This window comes from Streptomyces sp. NPDC090083, from assembly GCF_044747445.1.
Taxonomy (GTDB): Bacteria; Actinomycetota; Actinomycetes; order Streptomycetales; family Streptomycetaceae; genus Streptomyces.
The window spans coordinates 241,356-264,121 of the sequence record NZ_JBIVED010000015.1; the positions used below are offsets into that span (position 1 = coordinate 241,356).

Sequence of the window (22,766 nt, forward strand, 5' to 3'; positions counted from 1 at the left end):
CACCTCCCCTGGAACGTGCAGGTTAGGCGCTCTCCGTCCGGCACAACAGGGCCGCCCACAGGTCGAGGCGGTCGTAGAGGCGGGAGAGGTCGCGGCCGGTGAAGTGCTCGATGCGGCCGATGCGGTAGTGGACGGTGTTGACGTGCAGATGGAGTGCCTCGGCCGTCCGCGCCCAGGAGCCGTCGCGGGCGAGGAAGGTCTCCAGGGTCTCCAACAGGACGGCGTTGGACCGCAGTTCACCGAGCACGCTGCGGCTGAAGGCGGTACGGACCTCCGCCGGGACCCCGGTGAGCAGCGCGTCGAGTCCCGTGAGTGCCGAGGCGTCGGCGAGCGCGGAGCCGCCGGGGCCGGCGGTGCTCCGCGCCGACGCGAGACCGTAACGCGCTTCCGCGAGGGCCCCGTTGAGTGCCTTGGCGCCGTCGACGGGGGCACCGGTGCCGCCGTGCAGGGGCACTCCGGGCTCGGCGGCGGCGACCAGCGGCCAGATGTCCCGCAGCTCCCCGGTCTCGGCCCCGCCCAGGACCGCGAAGGCGGTGCCGTCCGCCAGCCGCCCGACGGCGCCCTGCCCCGCGTGGGCGACCACCTCGGCCAACGCGCCCTCCGCCAGACCGGTCCGCTGTGCCCCGGTCTCCGCGACGAGCACCCGGTACGGCCCCCCGTCCGGCAGCCCGCAGGCCCGTACCGCCGCGGCCACGGCTCCGGCGTCGGCACCCGGTGCGAGGAGGAGTGCTCCCAACTCGTCGGCTGTCTGCCGCTCTTCGGCCCGCGCCCGCACCCGCGCCTCCTGGCAGCGCCCCAGCACCGCGGCCAGCTCGTGCACCATGCGCGGCGGCGCGTCGTCGGGGTCGGGCAGGCAGAGGTGCCACCGCTCGTACGGCGAGACCCCGTCGGCGTCGACGGGCACTGCCTCCGCCAGCAGACCGGCCGCCTTCCCGACGGGTATCTCCCGAGCACCCGGTGTCGCCGCGACCGTCCGGCCGGAGGGCGTGAGGACGTAGGCGACGGCCCGCTCCAGGTGTGCGAAGGCGGTCGCGACGATCGCCTCGGGTCCCGCGCCCTGGGCGGCCATGCGGCTCAGCCGCCCCCGCACGTGCTCCGGCAGGGTGTGCCGGCGGCTCAGCTCGCCCCAGCGCCCGAGGTACACGGTGTCGGTGATCGCGCGGAACATGATGTGCGCCGGTACGGCGGCCACCGGCACCCCGTGCCGCACGCACGCCTCGACGAGGTCGTCCGGCACCGAGCCGTGCGTCTCCTCCCCCGCGAGCAGCGCGGCGGCCCCCGCACCGCGCAGCGCGGACACGAACCGCTCGGCCCGCCCGGGCCCGTCCTCGGCGGACCACCACACGAGCCCGGTGAGCACCACCTCGTCCCGCCGTACGAAGCGGGCGGGGTCCTCCAGGTCGGTCACGGTCACTCCGCTGATCTCCCGGGCCAGCTGGGTGTCCTCGGCCCACAGCAGCCGCAGGCCGAGGGACTCGTCCTGAAGAAGGTGTTCGACGTGCATGGTTCCGGCTCCTCGCATCTCGCATTCGCCAGGTGATTGCGAGTGATTGCATGGTAAGTGCAAGACCAATCGGCCGAAACGCCTCTTGGTTGATCCTCCAGGGTCTCGCCGTGGAACATCGGCGTTTCCGTGCTGTGAACCAGTCGTCCCGACCGGGTCGGCGTTGCTTCACTGGCGGTCATGGACCTGAACACGGTGGCCGAGATCCTCGACGCCCGGCAGCCGGCACCCTGGCGGCCGGGCGACGCCTGGCTCGGCGGCGGCACGTATCTCTTCTCCGAGCCGCAGCCGCAGCTGCGCCGCCTGGTGGACCTGAGCCGCACCGGCTGGACGCCCGTCGAGCGCCACCCGGACGGTTCCCTGGAGATCGCCGCGACCTGCACGATCGCCCAACTCTCGCGTTTCGGGAAGCGGTTGGAGGCCACTGCGGCGCCGCTCGTCGAACAGTGCTGCCGTGCCTTCCTCGCCTCCTTCAAGATCTGGAACATGGCGACGGTCGGCGGCAACCTCTGCAACGCCCTGCCCGCGGGCCCGATGATCTCCCTCACCGCCGCCCTGGACGCCGAATGCCTGCTCCTGGCCCAGGACGGCGTACGGCGCCGGGTCCGCGTCGCCGACTTCGTGACCGGGGCGGGCCGCAAGGACCTCGCCGACGGAGAACTCCTGCGCTCGGTCACCGTCCCGACCCGCGCCCTGGCCTGCCGCACGGCCTTCCGTCAGGCCTCGCTCTACGGCCTCGGCCGCTCCGGGGTCCTGGTCGTCGGCACCCTGGACCCGCTCGACGGCTCGCTCGCGCTGACGATCACCGCGTCGACGGTCCGCCCGTTCCGCCTGTGGTTCCCGCTGCCCCCGACGGCCGAGCGGCTGCGGGAAGCGATCACCTCCGCCGTCGCCGACGACGAGTGGTTCGACGACATCCACGGCCTCCCCGAGTGGCGGGCGCACATGACGTTCCGGTACGCGGAGGAGATCCGCCGGGAGCTGGGAGAGACAGCCGCATGAAGATCGAGGTCAACGGCCGGTCCTTCGCCGAGGAACCCCGCCCGGGCCAGTGTCTGCGCACCTACCTCCGGGAGCGCGGCTGGTTCGGCGTGAAGAAGGGCTGCGACGCGGGCGACTGCGGCGCCTGCACGGTCCACGTCGACGGCGAGCCGGTGCACAGCTGCCTCTACCCGGCGTTCCGCGCCGACGGCCGTACCGTCACCACGGTCGAGGGCCTGGCCGCCGAGAACGGTGAACTCCACCCCGTCCAGCGGAAGTTCCTCGACGCCCAGGGCTTCCAGTGCGGCTTCTGCACGGCCGGCTTCCTGATGACGACGGCCGCCCTGGACGAGGACCAGCTCACCGACCTCCCCAGGGCGTTCAAGGGCAACCTGTGCCGCTGCACCGGCTACCGCGCCATCGAGGACGCGGTGCGGGGCGTCTGCCACGCCGAGGCACCGGGAGCGGGCGAGGCGGTGGGCCGCAACCTGCCCGCCCCGGCCGGACCCCAGGTGGTCACCGGCACCGCCCGCTACACCTTCGACGTCGACGTCCCCGGCCTGCTCCACATGAAGCTCCTGCGGTCCCCGCACGCCCACGCCCGCATCACCGCGATCGACACCACGGCAGCCCTTCATGTCCCGGGCGTGCAGGCCGTGTTCACCCACCACGACGCCCCGGAACGCCACTTCTCCACGGCCCGCCACGAACACCCCACCGAGGACCCGGACGACACCCGCGTCCTGGACGACACCGTCCGCCACATCGGCCAGCGTGTCGCCGCCGTCGTCGCCGACAGCGAGGCCGCCGCCGAGGAGGGCTGCCGACGCGTGGAGGTGACGTACGAGATCCTGCCGTCGGTCCTCGACCCGGAGGCGGCGATGCGCCCCGGCGCCCCGGTCGTGCACGACAAGGACGCGGCCACGGCGCGGATCTCGCGCCCGCAGGACAACGTCGTGGGCGAGGCGCACGGCGAGATCGGCAGCGTGGAGACGGGCTTCGCCGAGGCCGACGCCGTCCACGAGGCCACCTACCGCACCCAGCGCGTCCAGCACGCCAGCCTGGAGACGCACGGCGCGGTCGCGTGGTTCGACGAGGACGACAGGCTGACGGTGCGTACCAGTTCACAGACCCCGTTCCTCACCCGCCGCGCCCTCTGCGCGCTCTACGACCTGCCTGAGGAACAGGTCCGTGTCGTCGCCGGCCGGGTCGGCGGCGGCTTCGGCGGCAAGCAGGAGATGCTCGTCGAGGACATCGTCGCCCTCGCGGTCCTCCGCCTGCGCCGCCCGGTGAAACTGGAGTACACCCGGGCCGAACAGTTCTACGGCGCGACCACCCGCCACCCCTTCACGATCCACGTGAAGGCGGGCGCCCGCCGCGACGGCCGGCTCACCGCCCTCCAACTGCGAGTCGTCTCCAACACCGGCGCCTACGGCAACCACGGCCCCGCCGTCATGTTCCACAGCGTCGGCGAGTCGATGGCCGTCTACCGTGCCCCGCACAAGAAGGTCGACGCCTTCTCCGTCTACACGCACACCGTCCCGGCGGGCGCCTTCCGGGGCTACGGCCTCGGCCAGGTGATGTTCGCCGTGGAGTCCGCCCTCGACGAGCTGGCCCGCCAACTCGGCCTGGACCCGCTGGAGTTCAAGGCGAAGAACATCATCGGCCCCGGCGAGCCGATGATCACCCCGGGCGGCGAGGAGGAGGACCTGCACATCGCGAGCTACGGCCTCGACCAGTGCCTCGCCGTCGTCCGCCGCGCCCAGGCGGAGCCGGTGGCCCAACTCGCCCCGGACGGCTGGCTGGTGGGCGAGGGCACGGCCCTGGCGATGATCGCGACCGGCCCGCCCGGCGGCCACATCGCCGACGCGAGGGCGAGCCTCCTCCCCGACGGCGGCTTCGATCTCGCCGTGGGCACGGCGGAGTTCGGCAACGGCACCACCACGGTCCACCGCCAGATCGCCGCCGGCGAACTCGCCACCACCGTCGACCGCATCACCGTCCGCCAGTCCGACACCGACGTCGTACGGCACGACACGGGCGCGTTCGCCTCCACGGGCACGGTCGTGGCGGGCAAGGCCACCCTGCGCGCCGCCCGGGCCCTGGCCGACCACCTGCTCGACTTCGCCGCCGCGCATCTCCGACTCCCGCGATCCGACTGCGCGTTGGCCGAGGAGGCCGTACTGCATCCGGGCGGGCGGCTCACCCTGAAGGAGCTGCACGCGGCGGGTGCGGCGGTCGGGGTGGAGTTCAGCGCCGACGGGCACTTCGGCGGGACACCGCGCTCGGTGGCCTTCAACGCGCAGTGGTTCAGGGTCGCCGTGGACCCGGACACGGGCGAGATCCGCATCCTGCGCAGTGTGCACGCGGCCGACGCGGGCAAGGTGATGAACCCGATGCAGTGCCGGGGGCAGGTGGAGGGCGGGGTCGCCCAGGCGCTCGGCGCGACCCTCTTCGAGAACGTCCGGGTCGACGAGCGGGGCGCGGTGGAGACGGCGGCCTTCCGGCGCTACCGGCTCCCCCAGTACGCGGACGTGCCGCGCACCGAGGTCCACTTCATGGAAACGGCCGACGCCATCGGCCCGTTGGGCGCCAAGTCGATGAGCGAGAGCCCCTTCAACCCGGTCGCGCCCGCCTTCGCCAACGCGCTGCGGGACGCGACCGGGCTCCGCTTCACCGAACTTCCGCTGACCCGAGACCGGGTGTGGCGGGCACTGGCGGAATCGTCCCGTACCCCCCGTCCACCCGGATCGCCCTGATCCCGCTGATGTGCCGGGCCCCGCAACGGTCCTGCGGCAGCACCAGTTGCGGCCCGGCTCGGTCGAGCGGGGTGTCGTCGATGCCCACGGCGAGCAGAACAGGGGCATGAGCGAAGTCGGGGTCGATCTCGGCCCAGGACAGCAGCGCGTGGTGCCCGTCCGCACCGCGGACCGCGATGAGGAAGCGCAGCCGGTCCTTGCGGCGGACGGGGTCGAAGCCGGGGCCCGCCGAGGACAGCACGTCGTAGAGGCGAGGTCCTTCGAAGCGGTGGACCTGGGTGCCGCTGGTGGCGCACTCGAAGCTGACCCGCACCCGGTGCTGCGGCCAGCCGAGCAGATCGGGCACGGTCAGCCGGGCGGGGCGGGCCAGGTCCCCGGTCAGGTCGAGCTGCGCGAGCGTCACGAGCCATCACCTCCCGGAATGTGGTACCCGGACGGCACTCCCGTACAAACGCACATGCGCGCCCCGCGAGCCAATAGCGCAGCTCATGCGATGCGACAGGAGACTTATGCCTTGCAAATGCGGCAGTATCATCGCGGCACGGCCGTTGCGGCCGGGCAAGGGCGCGACGATCCCTTATCAGCAGAACCAGAGGAGTAGAACCGTGATGACCCGTTCCGCGCGTCGGACCCGCCGGACCCTGCAGGTGGCCGGGGCGGGAGCCGCCGCGCTGCTGGCCCTGAGCGCCTGCTCCTCCAGCGACGACTCGTCCTCCTCGAAGTCCGACTCCTCGGCCTCCGCGTCCCCGAAGATGTCCGGCACCGTCACCGTGTTCGCCGCCGCCTCGCTCCAGGAGTCGTTCACGACCCTGGGCAAGGAGTTCGAGAAGGCGAACCCGGGCACCAAGGTGGCCTTCAACTTCGGCGGCAGCGACACCCTCGCGGCCAGCATCACGGGCGGCGCCCCGGCCGACGTGTTCGCCGCCGCGAGTCCCAAGACCATGGCGATCGTGACGGACAAGGGCGACGGCGTCGGCACGCCGGCCACGTTCGTCCGCAACCAGCTGGAGATCGCCACCCTGCCGGGCAACCCCGACAAGGTGACCTCTCTCAAGGACCTCACGAAGTCCTCGCTGAAGGTCGTGCTCTGCGACAAGACCGTGCCGTGCGGCGCGGCGGCCCAGAAGGCGCTCACCGCCAGCAAGCTGAAGCTCACCCCGGTGTCGTACGAGGCGGACGTCAAGTCGGCGCTCAACAAGGTGGTGCTGAAGGAGGCCGACGCGGCGGTCGTCTACAAGACCGATGTGCACGCGGCCGGCAGCAAGGTGGAGGGCGTGGAGTTCCCCGAGTCCTCCAACGCCATCAACGACTACCCGATCGTCCTGCTGAAGAACGCGCCGAACGCGGTCGCCGCCAAGGCGTTCATCGCGCTGGTGCAGTCCGCCGAGGGCCAGAAGGTGCTGTCCGCCGCGGGCTTCCTCAAGCCGTGACCCAGCCCGACCTCTCCGACGCCGCGGCCGAGACCCTCAAGGGCGGGCCGCGGCGTCGCCGTGTCCGGATGACCGGCCGCGGTGTCCCGCTCCCCCTCCTGCTGCCCGCGCTGGTAGGACTGGCGTTTCTCCTCCTCCCCCTGCTCGCCCTTCTCGTACGGGCCCCTTGGCGGTCGCTCCCCGCCCAGCTGACCAGCACACAGGTGTGGCAGGCGCTCCAGCTGTCCCTGTTCAGCGCGACGGCGGCGACGGTCGTGAGCCTGGTCCTGGGCGTCCCGCTGGCCTGGGTCCTGGCCCGCACGGAGTTCCCCGGCCGCGGCTTCCTCCGCGCCCTGGTGACACTCCCGCTGGTCCTGCCCCCGGTGGTGGGAGGCGTGGCGCTGCTGTTGGCGCTGGGCCGCAACGGCGTCGTGGGCCAGTGGCTGGACTCCTGGTTCGGCATCACCCTCCCCTTCACCACGACCGGCGTCGTGGTCGCGGAGGCGTTCGTGGCGATGCCGTTCCTGGTCATCAGCGTCGAGGGCACCCTGCGCGCCGCGGACCCCCGCTACGAGGAGGCGGCCCAGACCCTCGGTGCCTCCCGCTTCACCGCGTTCCGCCGGGTCACACTGCCCCTGATCGCCCCGGGCATCGCGGCGGGCGCGGTCCTCGCCTGGGCCCGCGCCCTGGGCGAGTTCGGCGCGACGATCACCTTCGCCGGCAACTTCCCCGGCCGCACCCAGACCATGCCCCTGGCGGTCTACCTGGCCCTCCAGAACGACCCCGAGGCGGCCATCGCCCTGAGCCTGGTCCTCCTGGCCGTGTCGATCGCGGTCCTCGCAGGGCTGCGGGACCGCTGGATGACCACGTCATGACCGACTCCCCCACGACCGCCCGCACTTCGGCCCCCTGGACACGCCCTTCATGACCGACACCAAGCCCTACGACCCCGAACTCGCCGACGCCCAGGGCCTGGACGCTCACCTCGTCGTGGACCGCGGCACGTTCCGCCTGGACGTGGAGCTGACGGCCGCCCCCGGGGACGTCGTGGCCCTGCTCGGCCCGAACGGCGCGGGCAAGACCACCGCGCTCCGCGCACTCGCGGGCCTGGTCCGCCTGACGGACGGTCATCTACGGCTGGACGGCACCGCGTTGGACCGCACACCGCCGGAGTCCCGCCCGGTCGGAGTCGTCTTCCAGGACTACCTGCTGTTCCCGCACCTCACCGCGCTGGACAACGTCGGCTTCGGCCCCCGCTGCCAGGGCGCGACCAAGGCGGAGTCCCGCGCGGTGGCCGCCGAGTGGCTGGACCGGATGGGGCTGGCCGAGCACGCGGGGGCCAAGCCCCGCAGACTCTCCGGCGGCCAGGCCCAACGCGTGGCCGTGGCACGGGCGTTGGCGACCCGCCCGCGGCTGCTCCTGCTGGACGAGCCCCTGGCCGCGCTGGACGCCCGCACCCGCCTGGACGTACGGGCCCAACTCCGCCGTCATCTGGCCGAGTTCGAGGCGGTGGCGGTCCTGGTCACGCACGACCCCCTGGACGCCATGGTGCTGGCCGACCGCCTGGTCGTGATCGAGCGGGGCACGGTCGTCCAGGAGGGCGCCCCCGCCGACATCGCCCGCCACCCGCGCACGGACTACATCGCCCAACTGGTGGGCCTCAACCTCTACAAGGGCCGGGCGGACGGCCACACGGTCACCCTGGACACGGGCCCCACGATCACCACGACCGAGGAACTCCAGGGCGAGGCCTTCGTGGCCTTCCCGCCCAGCGGAGTCACCCTCTTCCGCACCCGCCCCACCGACACCAGCGCCCGCAACCTCTGGCACTGCGAGGTGGCGGGCCTGGAATCCCACGGCGACCAGATCCGTGCCGACCTGACCGGCGAACTCCCCCTGACCGCCGACCTGACCACAGCCGCAGCGGCGGAACTGGACCTCCACGAGGGCGCGCCGGTCTGGGCAACGGTCAAGGCGACCCAGACCCACGCGTATCCGGCCTGAACCAGAGAAACGCAGCGCCCCAAAGGGGCGCGGGGAACTGCGCGACCAGCCACAGCGCACCCGCGCCCGACACCCGACCCGCAAGCGCCGCGCTCAGTCCTCGTAGGCGTCCAACGGCGGGCACGAGCACACCAGGTTCCGGTCCCCGAAGGCCTGGTCGATCCGGCGAACCGGCGGCCAGTACTTGTCGGCGGCGGAGACCCCGGCCGGGAAGACGGCCTCCTCACGCGTGTACGCGTGCTTCCACTCCCCGCCGAGGGCCGCCGCGGTGTGCGGGGCGTTGCGCAGCGGGTTGTCCTCGCCGGGCCACTCCCCCGCCCCGACCTTCTCGATCTCCCCGCGGATGGCGATCATCGCCTCGCAGAACCGGTCCAGCTCGATCAGGTCCTCGGACTCGGTCGGCTCGATCATCAGCGTCCCGGCCACCGGGAACGACATGGTCGGCGCGTGGAAGCCGTAGTCGATGAGCCGCTTCGCGATGTCGTCGACACTGACCCCGGTCGCCTTGCTGATCGGCCGCAGATCGATGATGCACTCGTGCGCGACAAGGCCGCCGGGCCCGGTGTAGAGCACCGGGAAGTGCGGCTCCAGCCGCTTGGCGATGTAGTTGGCGCTGAGGACAGCCACCTGGGTGGCCCGCTTCAGCCCTTCGCCGCCCATGAGCCGGACGTAGGCCCAGGAGATGGGCAGGATGCCGGCGGAGCCCCAGGGCGCCGCCGAGATCGGCCCGACCCCCGTCTCCGGCCCGGCCGCGGGCTGCAGCGGGTGGTTCGGCAGATACGGCGCCAGATGCGCCCGCACGCCCACCGGGCCGACACCCGGGCCGCCACCACCGTGCGGAATGCAGAACGTCTTGTGCAGGTTCAGGTGGGAGACGTCACCGCCGAAGTGCCCCGGCTTGGCGAGCCCCACCAGGGCGTTGAGGTTGGCGCCGTCGACGTAGACCTGCCCGCCGGCCTCGTGGACCTGCGCGCAGATGTCGGCGACGTGCTCCTCGAACACGCCGTGCGTGGAGGGGTACGTGATCATCAGCACGGACAGCTCGTCGCGGTACTGCTCGATCTTCGCCCGCAGGTCCTCGACGTCGATCTCGCCGTCCTCGGCGGTCTTCACGACGACGACCTTCATCCCGGCCATCACGGCACTCGCGGCATTGGTGCCGTGCGCGGACGAAGGGATCAGGCACACGGTCCGCTGAGCGTCGCCGTTGGCCCGGTGATACCCGCGCACGGCGAGCAGCCCCGCCAGCTCGCCCTGCGAACCGGCATTCGGCTGCAGGGACACCTTGTCGTAGCCGGTGACCTCGGCGAGCCGCTCCTCCAGCTCCCGGATGAGCGTGAGGTATCCCTGCGCCTGCTCTGCGGGCGCGAACGGGTGCAGCTGCCCGAACTCGGGCCAGGTGACCGGCTCCATCTCGGTGGTCGCGTTGAGCTTCATCGTGCAGGAGCCCAGCGGGATCATGCCCCGGTCGAGCGCGTAGTCCCGGTCGGCGAGCCGCCGCAGGTACCGCAGCATCGCGGTCTCGGAGCGGTGGTCCCGGAACACGGGGTGCGCGAGGTAGGCGTCGGTCCGCAGCAGCCCCTCGGGCAGGGTGTCCCCGGCGGTCCCGTCCAGCGTATCGACGTCTCCGTCGACCCCGAACGCGGTCCATACGGCGGCCAGTTGGTCCCGCGTGGTGGTCTCGTCACAGGCGATGGACACCTGGTCGGCGTCCACGAGACGCAGGTTGACCCCGTCCTGGCGAGCGGCGGCGACGACCTCGGCGGCCCGGCCCGGAACCCGTACGGTCAGCGTGTCGAAGTAGGCGCCGTGCACGACCTCGACGCCGCCCGCGGTGAGACCGGCGGCGAGGATCGTGGCGTAGCGGTGCGTCCGCCGCGCGATGCCCTTCAGCCCCTCGGGGCCGTGGTAGACGGCGTACATGCCGGCCATGACGGCGAGCAGCACCTGGGCGGTACAGATGTTGCTGGTGGCCTTCTCACGGCGGATGTGCTGCTCGCGGGTCTGCAGGGCGAGGCGGTAGGCCTTGTGTCCGTCGACGTCGACGGAGACGCCGACGAGCCGGCCGGGCAGGCTGCGCGCGAACTTCTCGTGCACGGCCATGTATCCGGCGTGCGGCCCGCCGAAGCCCATCGGGACCCCGAACCGCTGCGTCGTACCGACCGCGATGTCCGCGCCCAGCTCACCGGGCGACTTCAGCAGGGTCAGCGCCAGCAGATCGGCGGCGACGGTGACGAGCGCGCCGCGCGCGTGCGCCTGCTCGATCAGCGGCTCGATGTCGCGTACGGCTCCGGAGGCGCCCGGGTACTGGACGAGCACGCCGTTGATCTCGCGCTCGGCCAGCTCGGCCGGGATGCCCTCGCTGAGATCGGCGACGACGACCTCGACGCCGGCCGGCTCGGCACGGGTCTCGATCACGGCGATGGTCTGCGGCAGCGCGTCCGCGTCGACCAGGAAGAGGCCCTTCTTGTTATTGCCCATGCGCCGCGACAGGGCGACGGCCTCGGCCGCGGCCGTGCCCTCGTCGAGCAGGGAGGCACCGGAGGTCGGCAGCCCGGTCAGATCGGCGACCATCGTCTGGAAGTTGAGGAGCGCTTCGAGCCGCCCCTGGGAGATCTCCGGCTGATACGGCGTGTACGCCGTGTACCAGGCCGGGTTCTCCATCACGTTCCGCAGGATCACCGGCGGGGTGAAGGTCCCGTAGTACCCGAGCCCGATCATGGAACCGAGGACCTCGTTGCGGTCCGCGAGGGAGCGCAGTTCGGCCAGCACCTCGGCCTCGGTGCGGGCGCCCGGCAGGTCGAGGGAGTCGGCGTTCTTGATCACGTCCGGGACCGCGGCGGCGGTGAGCTCGTCGAGCGAGCCGTAGCCGACCTGCGCGAGCATCTTGGCCCGCGCCTCCTGGTCGGGCCCGATGTGACGCTGCTCGAACGGAATGCCCTGTTCGAGCTCGGAGAGCGGAATGCGAGGGGCGGTCATTACGGAGGCCTCCTGGTCAGACACGACCTTCGAGGGACACCACGGCGGTGGGGTGCCCGGACGGCCTCCCCCTCTGTCATCTCAACCTGAGAGCTTCACCGGGCATCCCGAGGGCACCCGGCTTTCACCGTCGGTGAGAGCGGAAGCCGTCGCCGGCACCCGCCCTGCTTTCCAGAGTGACCTCGTCCGTGCGGTACGTGGGCCTGAGAGATTCCGGGGAGGAGTTGCTCCTTCGGCGCCTCCGATGAAGTCTGGAGGACTCTCCCGCACGGGGTCAGCAGCCGCTGGCCAGCCTACCAGCGAGCACTGGAGCCCGGCTTTCGAGTGGCCACAGGCCCGAATGTGCTCTTTTGTAGTGTCTACGGATGAGTTGCGACCAGGAGGAGGGCCCGTGCAGACCGATATCGATCCGCGCAACCTGATCGGCCGCAAGGCGTTCGACCGCACCGGTGCCAAGATCGGCACGATCGACGAGGTCTACCTCGACGACGCGACCGGCGTACCGGAGTGGGCGGCCATACGCACCGGCCTGTTCTCCAGGGACGCCTTCGTCCCCCTGGAGCCCAGCGAACTGATCGAGGGCAGCCTCCACATCCCCTTCGAGCGCTCCCTGATCAAGGACGCCCCCGACTTCGGCGTCGGCCGCCACCTCTCCCCCGACCAGGAACTCCAGCTCTACCACCACTACGGCCTGGACGTGGCCCCGCCGCCGTCCCTCCCGGACCACGACTTCGGCAGGCTGGCGGGCTCTGACGACAGCTGAGTCGGCCCGGCGGACGGGGCATGCAGGTCCGGCGCCGTCGAGCGCGTCGGGCCGTCCGGCACGACACCGGTGAGCCGTGCGTCGGCGGACAGCGGCTCGGCCCGGGGAACACCGGGACCGGACTCCTCCGAGGAAGGCACCTCGGCAGACCCTGCGCCGGTTACGCGCGCCTCCGAGGGATACGGCGCCGACACGGACACGGCCGCCGCCCCCTCCATCTCCCGCTCCCGCTCCCGCTTCACCAACGGCAACGGCTCCGCCGGCTCCAGCTCCGGATCATCGGTCCGGAATGTCCGCACCCTCCCCGGCCCAGCATCCTCCGGCGTCTCGAACCGCACGGTGACCCGCCCCAGCCCGCTGCCCTGCACCCACCCGTGCCCGAACCCGGCGTGCCGCACGTCGTGTCCGGCGGGCCAGCGCCGCTCCACGGGGACCGCGGGCTCCTCGCCCGGCGCCTCCGTGTGCTCCTCCTCCAGCAGATCGACCTGCTCCCCGGCCGCCTGCGCGAACAGGTCCTCCTGCGTGTAGTCGGCGAGCCCGGAGACGCCGACCCCGAGCAGGCGCACTCCGCCCGTGGTGTCCACGGAGTCCAGCAGCCGGGCCGCCGCCTCCCGCACCACCGCAGGGTCGTCGGTGGGACCGCGCAGCGTCTCGGAACGCGTCAGCGTCGAGAAGTCGTAGCGCCGCACCTTCAGCACGATGGTCCGCCCGGACAGCCCGGCCGCTCTCAGCCGGCGTACGCACCGGTCCGCGAGCCGCTGCACCTCTAGGCCGACCCGGGTCCGGTCGTGGATGTCCACGTCGTACGTGTCCTCGACCGACACCGACTTGGTCTCCCGCTCGGCCACCACGGGCCGCTCGTCGTGGGCCAGCGCCATCGCGTACAGCGCGTGCCCGTGCGCCTTGCCCAGCAGCCGTACGAGCTCGTCGTCGCCCGCCTCCGCGATGTCGTCGACCGTGGTGATCCCGGCCCGCCGCAGATGATCGCCCGTCGCCGGGCCGACCCCAGGCAGCGTGCGCACCGACAGCGGTCCCAGCAGCGTCCGCTCGGTCCCCGGCTCGATCATCACCAGCCCGTCGGGCTTGGCCCGCTCGGAGGCGATCTTCGCGATCATCTTGGAGGCGGCGAGTCCCACCGAGCCGGTGAGCCCCGTGACCGCCCGTATGTCCGCCCGCAGCCGTGCCCCCGTCAGCCGCGCGGACTCGGCGTCCCAGGCCGCTCCCCCGGCCTCCAGGTCCACGAACGCCTCGTCCAGGCTGAGCGGCTCCACCAGCGGCGACAGCGCCCGCAGCAGCCCCATCACCTGGTCGCTGATCGACCGGTAGAACCCGAAGCGCGGCACGAGGTACGCGGCGTTCGGCGCGAGCCGCCGCGCCTGGGCCATGGGCATCGCCGAGTTCACCCCGAAGACCCGCGCCTCGTACGACGCGGTGGCCACCACCCCGCGCGGCCCGAGCCCGCCCACGACGACGGCCTTCCCGCGCAGACTCGGTTTGGACGCCTGCTCCGCCGAGGCGAAGAAGGCATCCATGTCGAGATGCAGGATCGTGGGCGCGGTTCTCACATCTCCGATGCTGCCCTACGCCACTGACAATGCCCCGCCACGGCTCCCGCAGGGCCCTCAGACGGCCCGGTTGCGCCGCCTGGCCAGCTCGTCCGCGGGGTTGGACCCGACGAGCGTCTCGCCGGTGTCGACCCGCTCCCCGTGCAGCTGCGACAGGGCGGTCTCGACGTCCCGCCACACGACTCCCACGGCGATGCCGAAGACGCCCTGGCCGCCCTGGAGCAGCGCGTGGACCTCGTCCGGCGAGGTGCACTCGTAGACCGTGGCGCCGTCGCTCATCAGCGTCATGCGCTCCAGATCGCGGAAGCCGCACTCCCTGAGGTGCAGGACGGCGCTGCGGATGTTCTGCAGCGACACCCCCGTGTCCAGGAACCGCTTGACGATCTTCAGGACGACGACGTCCCGGAAGCTGTAGAGCCGCTGCGTCCCCGACCCGTGCGCGGGCCGCACGCTGGGCTCGACGAGCCCGGTGCGCGCCCAGTAGTCCAGTTGCCGGTAGGTGATGCCGGCCGCCGCACAGGCCGTGGGGCCCCGGTAGCCGATCTCCTCGGACGCCATGGACGCCGCCCCTCCGCTGCTCGGCACTGCCGCCGGCCGCTGCGGAACGCGATCGGCCGCACTGCCGTGAAGCGGGTACGGGCCTCTGTCCCCGAAACTGCGTTCCGGGGCACCCCCAGCCGTACCGTCGCCGCTGCTTCTCACGCCGACCTCCGTCCTTGACCTGCCTTCTCGACGGTAGGCAGTCACCAGGGGTGCGTCAACGATCGCCACACTCGGCACGCCGAGTGATAATCACCCAAGGAGTGGTTTCCCGTGTCCCACCGCGGGGAAAGGCTAGCCGAATGCGCTCGCGGAGGGCCGCAGGACGCACTCACACGCCGGTGGCAAATGCCAGCATTTTCGCGCCTGCCCGCACCCTCACTGGCTGTTGGTGCCGAAGTCCTCGGGGGAGATCTGGTCGAGGAACTCGCGGAACTTCTCCACCTCGTCCTCCTGCTCGTCCGGGATCGCGATGCCCGCGTCGTCGAGCACACCGTCGCTGCCGTAGATCGGCGTCCCGGTGCGCAGGGCGAGCGCTATGGCGTCGGACGGGCGGGCGCTCACCTCGACGCCGCTGGCGAAGACCAGCTCCGCGTAGAAGACGCCCTCCCGCAGATCCGTGATGCGTACTTCGGTCAGCTCCTGGCCGACGGCCTCCAGCACGTCCTTGAACAGGTCGTGGGTCAGCGGTCGTGCGGGGGCCATGCCCTGCTGCGCGAAGGCGATCGCCGTCGCCTCCCCGGGCCCGATCCAGATGGGGAGGTAGCGGTCGCCTCCCACTTCACGCAGGAGCACGATCGGTTGGTTGGAGGGCATTTCGACCCGGACACCTACGACATCGAGCTCGTTCACACAGCAACCCTAGGCCGTGCCCGGGACGTTTGGGTAGTCGGGCCGAGAACGGGTGACCGATCAGGCAGCCGCGGAGGCCGTCCGGCTCAGGGCAGGCGCACACCGAGCGCGGTCTGCACGAGCGCCGCGTGCAGCTTCACCGTGAGCCCGGCCAGCTCCTTCGTACGGGCCTCCGCGTGGGCCCTGGTCTGCGGATTGCGGTGGCGCTTGAGCGGGGCCACCACCTGGTCGACGAGTCCGGCCTCACGGTCGGCGGCGGCCTTCATCGCGCGCAGATGCCGCGGCTCGATCCCGAACCGCCCGAGTTCGAGGACAAGTCCCGCCACGGTGACGGCCTCCGCGTCGTACACCCCGTCCGGCAGCGGGGCGATGAGCCCGTACGACTCCCACTCCTCGAGCTCCTGCTCGCCGATCCCGGCGGCGGCCATCAGCTCGGACCTGCCGATCCGGGCCGCGGTGGGCCCTTCCACGGGCTCCAGGACGACCTCGCCGTCCCGCTGCCGCCCCACGGTGGGCAGCGGCGCCGCCTCACCGCGCGCCATGGCGTCGAGGTGCTCACGGATCACCTTGAGCGGCAGATAGTGGTCCCGCTGCATCCGCAGGACATGGCCCAGGCGCTCGACGTCGGCGGGGCTGAACTTGCGGTACCCGGACGGGGTCCGCTGCGGCTCGATGAGGCCCTCCGACTCCAGGAACCGGATCTTGGAGATGGTGACCTCGGGGAACTCATCACGCAGCACGGTCAGCACCGTGCCGATGCTCATCAGGCCAGTGTCCGTGGCGGCGGTACCGTGTCCGGCACCGCCGCTCGGTGTTTGAAGCATGGACCTTCCTGGGGGAATCCCCCGGACCCAGTCCGAGGGAGGGTCAGTAACCCCGCTGGCTCGCGTAGAACACCAGCCGGTACTTGCCGATCTGCACCTCGTCACCGTTCGCCAGCGAGACCGAGTCGATACGCTCGCGGTTGACGTACGTGCCGTTGAGGCTGCCGACGTCGGCGACCGTGAACGAACCGTCAGGAGAGCGCCGGAACTCCACATGCCGGCGCGAGACCGTCACGTCGTCCAGGAAGATGTCGCTCTGCGGATGACGGCCGGCCGTGGTCAGCTCGCCGTCCAGCAGGAAGCGGCTACCCGAGTTGGGACCGCGACGGACCACCAGCAGCGCCGAGCCCAGCGGCAGGGCGTCCACGGCGGCCTGCGCCTCCGGGGAGAGCGTGGGCATCTGCGTCTGCCCGGTCACTTCGGCGTCGTAGGCCTCGAGACCGGAGATGGAGATCGTGGAGGTCGTCTCGGACGGACGCTCCGGGGTCGCGCCAGGACGCAGCGGCGCACCACAGTTGGAGCAGAAGCGGCTGTTCTCCGCGTTGCGGTTACCGCACCTCGTACACACCAGGGCCGACATAGGGGAAAACCCTCCACCCGTACTTGAGGTTGACGGTTGCCCGAAACCTATGTCGCCGGACTGCGCAGGGTCAACCGACGGCGCGCCCTGGCCCGCGACCTGGTCGCGGAACAGCGGGCGCTGGCCTTCTGCGTCCGGTTGTGCGCGGTGGCGAGCGGTCTGATTGTCGCTGCTCTCTTTCGCACTCTTGCCGAACAACTTCGCAAACAACTTCACGGGCGATTCCCCTTGACCGAAACAGACCCGCCCGTGGGGCAGGACGAACCCTGATTGAACACACCGGTTGACCCGGACATCCTCACAACGTCCGTATCCACCAGACAGTTTCCACCACGCACCACCCAATCGGTGCGTCGACCCCCCGCAACCTCATGCCCTCGCCGGTCGGTCCCCATGCACCCCCGGTTCACCGGGAGGACGACCGAGCGTAGTCAGGCTGCTTCGCGGCCCGCAAGGCATCCACGACGATCTTGGCCGACCGCCCGACGGTAACGGTGGCCTGCTCCTTCTCGAGAGTCTGCACCACGCCTCCAGGGATGTTGAGCGCCGGTTCGAGATCCTGCGGCTTGCCGATGACCTTGAAACGATACGGGGCGTTGATCTTGTTCCCGTCGACGCTCACGCTCTTGCCGGAATCCGACAGATACGTGTTGGCCACGACCCGCACACCGTTCACCTGGATCGCCTCCGCGCCGGCCGCGCGCAGCTCCTGGATCGCGTCGAGCAGCATGTCCGCCTCGACCGTTCCCTTCGTGTCGTCGATGGTCATCGTGATGCCGGGTCCCTGCGCGGCCACGGTGCCCGCCAGAATGCCGAGCTGCTTCTCCTTCTCGGCCGTCTGCTTGCGGGCCTCCTCGGCCTGGTCGGAGCTGTTCTCCAGCTCGTCGCGCTGTTTCTGCAGACCCTGCTTCTCGTCCTCAAGACGCTGAGTACGGTCATCCAGTTCATCGAGAATGCGAACAAGATCTTCCTGCCGGGCCCCGCGGAGCGCGCTGTCGCTGTTGCTGTTGGACGCGACCTGCACCGCCAGCCCGAAACCGAGGCCGAACAGCAGCACGGCGACGATGAGTTGGGCCCGGCTCACGCGCGGCGGCCACAGCCCCTGCACCAGCCGCTGCCGACCGGTCACCCCGGACGCGGCCCGCTCCCCCGGAACCGGCGCCTCCGCGGAAACGGAAGCCGCCACCTCCTCGGGAAGCTCCCTGCGCAGCCGGTGTTCGGGCCGCTCGTCTTCGTGGCTCATCGACGTCACGCCCGGAAGACATGCCGGCGGATGGCCGCGGCGTTGGAGAAGATCCGGATGCCGAGGACGACCACGACACCCGTCGACAGTTGGGCACCGACACCCAACTTGTCGCCCAGGAACACGATCAGGGCGGCCACCACCACGTTCGACAGGAACGACACCACGAAGACCTTGTCGTCGAAGATCCCGTCGAGCATGGCCCGCAGCCCGCCGAAGACGGCGTCGAGCGCCGCGACCACGGCGATCGGCAGATAGGGCTCCACCACCACCGGCACCTCAGGCCGGACCAGGATTCCGGCCACCACTCCCACGATGAGGCCCAGTACGGCGATCACGATGTGCCCTTCTCAGTTCTCGGCTGTGCTGTACGTACGATCACACTCGGCGCGGCGGGCAGCCGGAGGTCACTCTCCACGGCGATGGTCGCCCTGATGCCGTAGGTGCTCTCCAGGGCATGCAGATAGAGCCCGTCGGCACCGTTCTGGAATCCGCTGCTCAGCCGCTGGCCGTCACCCACCGCGAGCACCGTGTAGGGCGGCACCAGTGGCTTGTTGTCGACCAGTATCGCGTTGCCCGCGGCCCTGATCGCGGACAGCGCCGTCAGCCGCTGTCCGTTGATGGAGACGGCCTCGGCGCCCGCCGCCCACAGTCCGTTCACGACACGCTGCATGTCGCGGTCGCGCACCCGCCCGGTGTCGGAGAAGTCCGCGGTCTCGCGCGGGTTGTCGCCGCCGCCGGTACTGGCTTCCTTCGCGTCATTGACGACGAGCCGTACACCGGGGCCGTGCACCGCGGTCGCGCCGGAGAGCATGCTCACCAGGTCCGCCTGCTCACTGCCACCGCTCGTCCTGAGCGCGGCCCGCTGCCGCGCGCTGACGTCGTCCCGGAGCGCGTCGACGGAGCCCTCCAGCTTGTCCGCCGACTTGGTCTCCTTGTCGATGCGGTCGATCAGCTCCTGGCGCTCCTTGGCCACCACCGGGGCGGCCACCCGCGCCTGTGCCGCGCCCACGGTCACGACGAGCGCCGCCAGCACCAGGCCGGCGGCGAGACCGAGCTTCGCCCGGAGGGTCTTCGGCATGCCGCTCGCACCGGCGGCCTTCTTGCGGGCGGCTGCCTCGGCGTAACCGTCGTCGAGGCTGTGGTCCATGACGTTGGTGAGCAGCGACATGGACGCGTCCGGCCGCGAAGGGCGCGTGGGTGTGCTCCGAACGGGGGGCTGCTGCGGCATGCCGCACATCGTCGCACGTGGTGGCCTGTACCTCCGAATGGCCCCACCGGCATGCCGGACAGGCCCCCTTGGGGACACATGTCCGGCACGCGCGCGTGCTCCGTGTTTTACTGCCCGGCGCTGTCCACGACCGCCGCCCACTCGTCCAACAGGGCCTGCGCGGAGGCGTCGTCGGGCCCTTCGGCCCACAGATGCGTGACCGCCTCGGCAGGGTCGGGGAGCACCATCACCCAGCGCCCGTCGGTCTCGACGACCCGCACACCGTCCGTGGTGTCGACGAAGCGATCACCGGCCGCCTCGACGACCCGCCGCATCACGAGTCCCTTGACGGCCCAGGGAGTGGCCAGGTCCCGCTTGAGGACGTGCGCCCGCGGAATCCGGGCATCGATCTGGCTCAGCGTCAACTGCGTCCGCGCCACCAGCCCGATGAGCCGTACGAAGGCCGCCGAGCCGTCGAAGACACTGCTGAACTCCGGGATGATGAACCCGGCCTTGCCGTCCCCGCCGAAGATGGTCGTCTCGTCGCGCCCGACCCTGGTCAGGTCGTCCGGCGAGGTCGTCGTCCACTCGACCTGGGTCCCGTGATACGCCGCCACCTGCTCGGCGATCCTCGTGGTGGTCACCGGGAGCGCCACCCGCCCGCTGCGCCGCTCCGCGGCCACCAGGTCGAGCATCACCAGCAGGGCCCGGTCGTCCTCGACGATCCGCCCCTTCTCGTCGACGAGCGACAGCCGCTCACCGACAGGGTCGAACCGCACCCCGAACGCGGCCCGCGCGGAGGCAACGATCTCGCCGAGCCGCACCAGCCCCGACCGCCGCGTGTCCGCGGTCTCCGTCGGCCTGGACTCGTCGAGACCGGGATTGATCGTCAGCGAGTCCACACCGAGCTTGCCAAGCAGGCTCGGCAGCACGAGCCCGGCACTGCCGTTCGACGCGTCCACCACGACCTTCAGGCCGGAGTCGGCGATCCCGGTCGTGTCGACGTTCCGCAGCAGAGTCCCGGTGTACGAGTCGAAGACGCTGGCCGGGAAGTGCAGGTCGCCGATCTCGCCGGGGAACGCGCGCCGGTACTCCTGCCGCGCGAACACCCGGTCCAGCTTGCGCTGACTCGCTTGCGAGAGATCGGCGCCGTCGCTGTCGAAGAACATGATGTCGACGGAGTCCGGCACACCGGGTGTGGTCCGGATCATGATCCCGCCGGCGCTGCCCCGCGCGGTCTGCTGCCGGGCCACGGGAAGCGGAACGTTCTCCAGGTCCCGTACGTCGATGGCGCTGGTCTGCAGGGCGGAGATCACCGCCCGCTTGAGCGCACGGGCGCCTCGGGAGTGGTCACGGGCCGTGGTGACCGTGGACCCCTTCTTGAGCGTCGTGGCATAGGCACCAGCGAGGCGTACGGCCAGTTCCGGTGTGATCTCCACGTTCAGGATCCCGGAGACCCCGCGCGCGCCGAAGAGGTGCGCCTGCCCTCGGGATTCCCAGATGACCGACGTGTTGACGAACGCGCCGGCCTCGATCGTCTTGAACGGGTACACCCGCACATTGCCCTGCACGATCGATTCTTCGCCGATCAGGCACTCGTCGCCGATGACGGCGCCGTCCTCGATCCGCGCGGCACGCATGATGTCGGTGTTCTTTCCGACGACACAGCCCCGCAGATTGCTGTGCTGCCCGACGTACACGTTGTCGTGCACGACGGCCCGGTGCAGAAAGGCCCCGGACTTCACGACGACGTTGGAACCGATGACCGTGTGCTCACGGATTTCGGCACCGGCCTCGACCTTGGCGTAGTCACCGATGTACAGCGGCCCGCGGAGAACCGCGTCCGGATGCACCTCGGCGCCCTCGGCCACCCACACGCCCGGCGACAGCTCGAAGCCGTCGATCTCGACGTCGACCTTGCCCTCCAGGACATCGGCCTGCGCCTTCACGTAGCTCTCGTGGGTACCGACGTCCTCCCAGTAGCCCTCGGCGATGAAGCCGTAGACCGGCTTGCCTTCCTTCATCAGCTGCGGGAAGACATCACCGGACCAGTCGACGGGAACGTCGGGGTCGACATAGTCGAAAACCTCGGGCTCCATCACGTAGATGCCCGTGTTCACGGTGTCCGAGAAGACCTGACCCCAGGTCGGCTTCTCGAGGAACCGCTCGACCTTTCCCTCTTCGTCGACGATGGTGATGCCGAATTCCAGCGGATTGGGCACCCGGGTCAGACAGACCGTGACCAGCGCGCCCTTTTCCTTGTGGAAATTGATGAGTTCGGTGAGGTCGAAGTCGGTCAGGGCATCACCGGAGATGACGAGGAAGGCATCGTCCTTCAACGCCTCTTCGGCGTTCTTGACGCTTCCGGCGGTACCGAGTGGCTTCTCCTCATTGGCATACGAGAGCTCCATCCCGAGCTCTTCGCCGTCACCGAAGTAGTTCTTGACCAGCGAGGCCAGGAACTGCACGGTGACTACGGTCTCATTGAGCCCATGCCTTTTGAGCAGCCTGAGCACGTGCTCCATGATCGGTCGATTGACCACGGGCAGCAACGGCTTGGGCATGCTTGAGGTCATGGGGCGAAGGCGTGTGCCTTCGCCTCCGGCCATCACGACGGCCTTCATGTCGGAAGCGTCCTCCTCTGCGAGACGACGGTCTAGCCGACTTCACCAGTCCAGATTGTCCCGCACTTTTGCGCCACGGGCCATCGAGCGACTGTTACCGCCCCAATCGGCAAGGTCAGTCGGCCATGGCGTCCGCACGCAGCAGGCGGCGGACTTGTACCACGTACAGCACTCCTGCCCACCAATAGAGCGTTGTACCCCATCCTGCGAACGCCCATCCGAAAATCGCTGCGAGTGAGGGCAGCCATCCACTTCCGTCACTGAGCAGCAGCAACGGGAAGGCGTACATCAGGTTGAACGTGGCTGCCTTGCCGAGGAAGTTCACCTGCAACGGCGGATAGCCGTGCCGCCTGAGGACGCCCACCACCACCAGCAGGACCAGCTCACGCGCCAGCAGCACGGCGGTCAACCAGATTGGCAGAATCTCGCGCCAGGTGAGGCCGACGAGCGTCGAGAGAATGTAGAGCCGGTCCGCGGCGGGATCAAGCAGCCGGCCGAGACTGCTGATCTGGTTCCAGCGTCGCGCGAGCTTGCCGTCGAGGTAGTCGCTGATCCCGCTCAGCATCAGCACCAGAAGCGCCCAGCCGTCGCTCTTGGGGCCGCCGAACTCGGGCCTGAGGATCAGCCACAGGAAGATGGGTACGCCGACCAGGCGCGCCATGCTGAGGATGTTCGGGATGGTGAGCACCCGGTCTGTCTGGACGCGGGTCTCCTGGACCTCCACCCGGGGGCCTCCTGTGGGAAAACGTGCCGACGATTCCCCCGAACCTTACCCCAACGCAAAAAAGCTCTGGCTCTTGGGCTGCATGCCCAAGAGCCAGAGCTCTAAAAGGAGTTCGGCGGCGTCCTACTCTCCCACAGGGTCCCCCCTGCAGTACCATCGGCGCTGTAAGGCTTAGCTTCCGGGTTCGGAATGTAACCGGGCGTTT

The 22,766-nt window shown here is 70.5% G+C and carries 19 protein-coding genes, 1 rRNA gene and 1 riboswitch; of the genes, 6 read left to right on the forward strand and 14 right to left on the reverse strand.

All coding sequences use genetic code 11. The features are described from left to right. Positions 1–22: 22 nt before the first annotated feature. Positions 23–1,504 carry a helix-turn-helix domain-containing protein gene (locus ACIPTO_RS38330; protein WP_401199762.1) on the reverse strand — a complete coding sequence of 494 codons (1,482 nt, stop codon included), beginning with the start codon at positions 1,502–1,504 and terminating at the stop codon, positions 23–25. Between the two features lie 180 nt (positions 1,505–1,684). Between ACIPTO_RS38330 and ACIPTO_RS38335 the strand changes: the two genes are divergently transcribed. After that, positions 1,685–2,506: an FAD binding domain-containing protein gene (locus tag ACIPTO_RS38335; protein WP_366322124.1), complete on the forward strand. Its 822-nt coding sequence runs from the start codon at positions 1,685–1,687 to the stop codon at positions 2,504–2,506. Then, positions 2,503–5,244 (forward strand): molybdopterin-dependent oxidoreductase, encoded by a 2,742-nt coding sequence (locus ACIPTO_RS38340; protein WP_401199764.1) that lies wholly within the window; start codon positions 2,503–2,505, stop codon positions 5,242–5,244. The genes ACIPTO_RS38335 and ACIPTO_RS38340 overlap by 4 nt, the downstream gene beginning before the upstream one ends. On the opposite strand, the gene ACIPTO_RS38345 is transcribed toward ACIPTO_RS38340, so the two are convergent. Further along, positions 5,159–5,647 (reverse strand): molybdopterin-dependent oxidoreductase, encoded by a 489-nt coding sequence (locus ACIPTO_RS38345; RefSeq protein WP_401199766.1) that lies wholly within the window; start codon positions 5,645–5,647, stop codon positions 5,159–5,161. The genes ACIPTO_RS38340 and ACIPTO_RS38345 overlap by 86 nt on opposite strands. A gap of 205 nt (positions 5,648–5,852) precedes the next feature. On the opposite strand from ACIPTO_RS38345, the gene modA reads away from it, so the two are divergent. Genes modA through ACIPTO_RS38360 form a run of 3 tightly spaced genes read left to right on the forward strand, consistent with a single transcriptional unit; the run spans position 5,853 to position 8,657 of the window. Continuing rightward, entirely contained in the window at positions 5,853–6,674 is an 822-nt protein-coding gene (gene modA / locus ACIPTO_RS38350) for a molybdate ABC transporter substrate-binding protein (protein WP_366322130.1), read from the forward strand. Next, positions 6,671–7,528 carry a molybdate ABC transporter permease subunit gene (modB, locus tag ACIPTO_RS38355; RefSeq protein WP_366322132.1) on the forward strand — a complete coding sequence of 286 codons (858 nt, stop codon included), beginning with the start codon at positions 6,671–6,673 and terminating at the stop codon, positions 7,526–7,528. The genes modA and modB overlap by 4 nt, the downstream gene beginning before the upstream one ends. A 49-nt stretch (positions 7,529–7,577) precedes the next feature. Then, positions 7,578–8,657: an ABC transporter ATP-binding protein gene (locus tag ACIPTO_RS38360; protein ID WP_401199769.1), complete on the forward strand. Its 1,080-nt coding sequence runs from the start codon at positions 7,578–7,580 to the stop codon at positions 8,655–8,657. A gap of 93 nt (positions 8,658–8,750) precedes the next feature. Here the strand turns inward: ACIPTO_RS38360 and gcvP are convergent, their stop codons facing one another. Further along, positions 8,751–11,636, reverse strand: a complete 2,886-nt coding sequence (gcvP, locus tag ACIPTO_RS38365; protein WP_401199771.1) for an aminomethyl-transferring glycine dehydrogenase — start codon at positions 11,634–11,636, stop codon at positions 8,751–8,753. A gap of 181 nt (positions 11,637–11,817) precedes the next feature. After that, positions 11,818–11,913: riboswitch (glycine riboswitch) on the reverse strand. 114 nt (positions 11,914–12,027) lie between these two features. Between gcvP and ACIPTO_RS38370 the strand changes: the two genes are divergently transcribed. After that, positions 12,028–12,399, forward strand: a complete 372-nt coding sequence (locus ACIPTO_RS38370; protein ID WP_366322138.1) for a PRC-barrel domain-containing protein — start codon at positions 12,028–12,030, stop codon at positions 12,397–12,399. On the opposite strand, the gene ACIPTO_RS38375 is transcribed toward ACIPTO_RS38370, so the two are convergent. The 11 genes from ACIPTO_RS38375 to rrf form a co-directional block, all read right to left on the reverse strand. After that, positions 12,321–13,964: a DNA polymerase IV gene (locus tag ACIPTO_RS38375; RefSeq protein WP_401199773.1), complete on the reverse strand. Its 1,644-nt coding sequence runs from the start codon at positions 13,962–13,964 to the stop codon at positions 12,321–12,323. The genes ACIPTO_RS38370 and ACIPTO_RS38375 overlap by 79 nt on opposite strands. Positions 13,965–14,021: 57 nt before the next feature. Continuing rightward, positions 14,022–14,666, reverse strand: a complete 645-nt coding sequence (locus ACIPTO_RS38380) for a MerR family transcriptional regulator (protein ID WP_366322140.1) — start codon at positions 14,664–14,666, stop codon at positions 14,022–14,024. 216 nt (positions 14,667–14,882) lie between these two features. Continuing rightward, positions 14,883–15,356, reverse strand: a complete 474-nt coding sequence (locus ACIPTO_RS38385) for a bifunctional nuclease family protein (protein ID WP_006123076.1) — start codon at positions 15,354–15,356, stop codon at positions 14,883–14,885. Positions 15,357–15,442: 86 nt separating this feature from the next. Then, positions 15,443–16,180 (reverse strand): MerR family transcriptional regulator, encoded by a 738-nt coding sequence (locus tag ACIPTO_RS38390; RefSeq protein ID WP_366322142.1) that lies wholly within the window; start codon positions 16,178–16,180, stop codon positions 15,443–15,445. A 43-nt stretch (positions 16,181–16,223) separates the two neighbouring features. Continuing rightward, a complete protein-coding gene (locus ACIPTO_RS38395) occupies positions 16,224–17,105 on the reverse strand; it encodes an FHA domain-containing protein (protein WP_327405539.1) in 882 nt (293 codons plus the stop codon). Positions 17,106–17,166: 61 nt separating this feature from the next. Beyond that, entirely contained in the window at positions 17,167–18,003 is an 837-nt protein-coding gene (locus ACIPTO_RS38400) for a DUF881 domain-containing protein (protein WP_401199789.1), read from the reverse strand. 5 nt (positions 18,004–18,008) lie between these two features. Beyond that, positions 18,009–18,341 (reverse strand): small basic family protein, encoded by a 333-nt coding sequence (locus ACIPTO_RS38405; protein ID WP_019059351.1) that lies wholly within the window; start codon positions 18,339–18,341, stop codon positions 18,009–18,011. Next, complete coding sequence (locus ACIPTO_RS38410; RefSeq protein WP_366322163.1) at positions 18,338–19,174, reverse strand: DUF881 domain-containing protein; 837 nt, start codon at positions 19,172–19,174, stop codon at positions 18,338–18,340. The genes ACIPTO_RS38405 and ACIPTO_RS38410 overlap by 4 nt, the downstream gene beginning before the upstream one ends. 167 nt (positions 19,175–19,341) lie before the next feature. Further along, positions 19,342–21,837 carry a mannose-1-phosphate guanyltransferase gene (locus ACIPTO_RS38415; RefSeq protein ID WP_366322145.1) on the reverse strand — a complete coding sequence of 832 codons (2,496 nt, stop codon included), beginning with the start codon at positions 21,835–21,837 and terminating at the stop codon, positions 19,342–19,344. Between the two features lie 115 nt (positions 21,838–21,952). Continuing rightward, positions 21,953–22,561 carry a CDP-alcohol phosphatidyltransferase family protein gene (locus ACIPTO_RS38420; RefSeq protein ID WP_366322147.1) on the reverse strand — a complete coding sequence of 203 codons (609 nt, stop codon included), beginning with the start codon at positions 22,559–22,561 and terminating at the stop codon, positions 21,953–21,955. A gap of 110 nt (positions 22,562–22,671) precedes the next feature. Next, positions 22,672–22,766 (reverse strand): 5S ribosomal RNA (rrf, locus tag ACIPTO_RS38425); the annotation flags it as partial.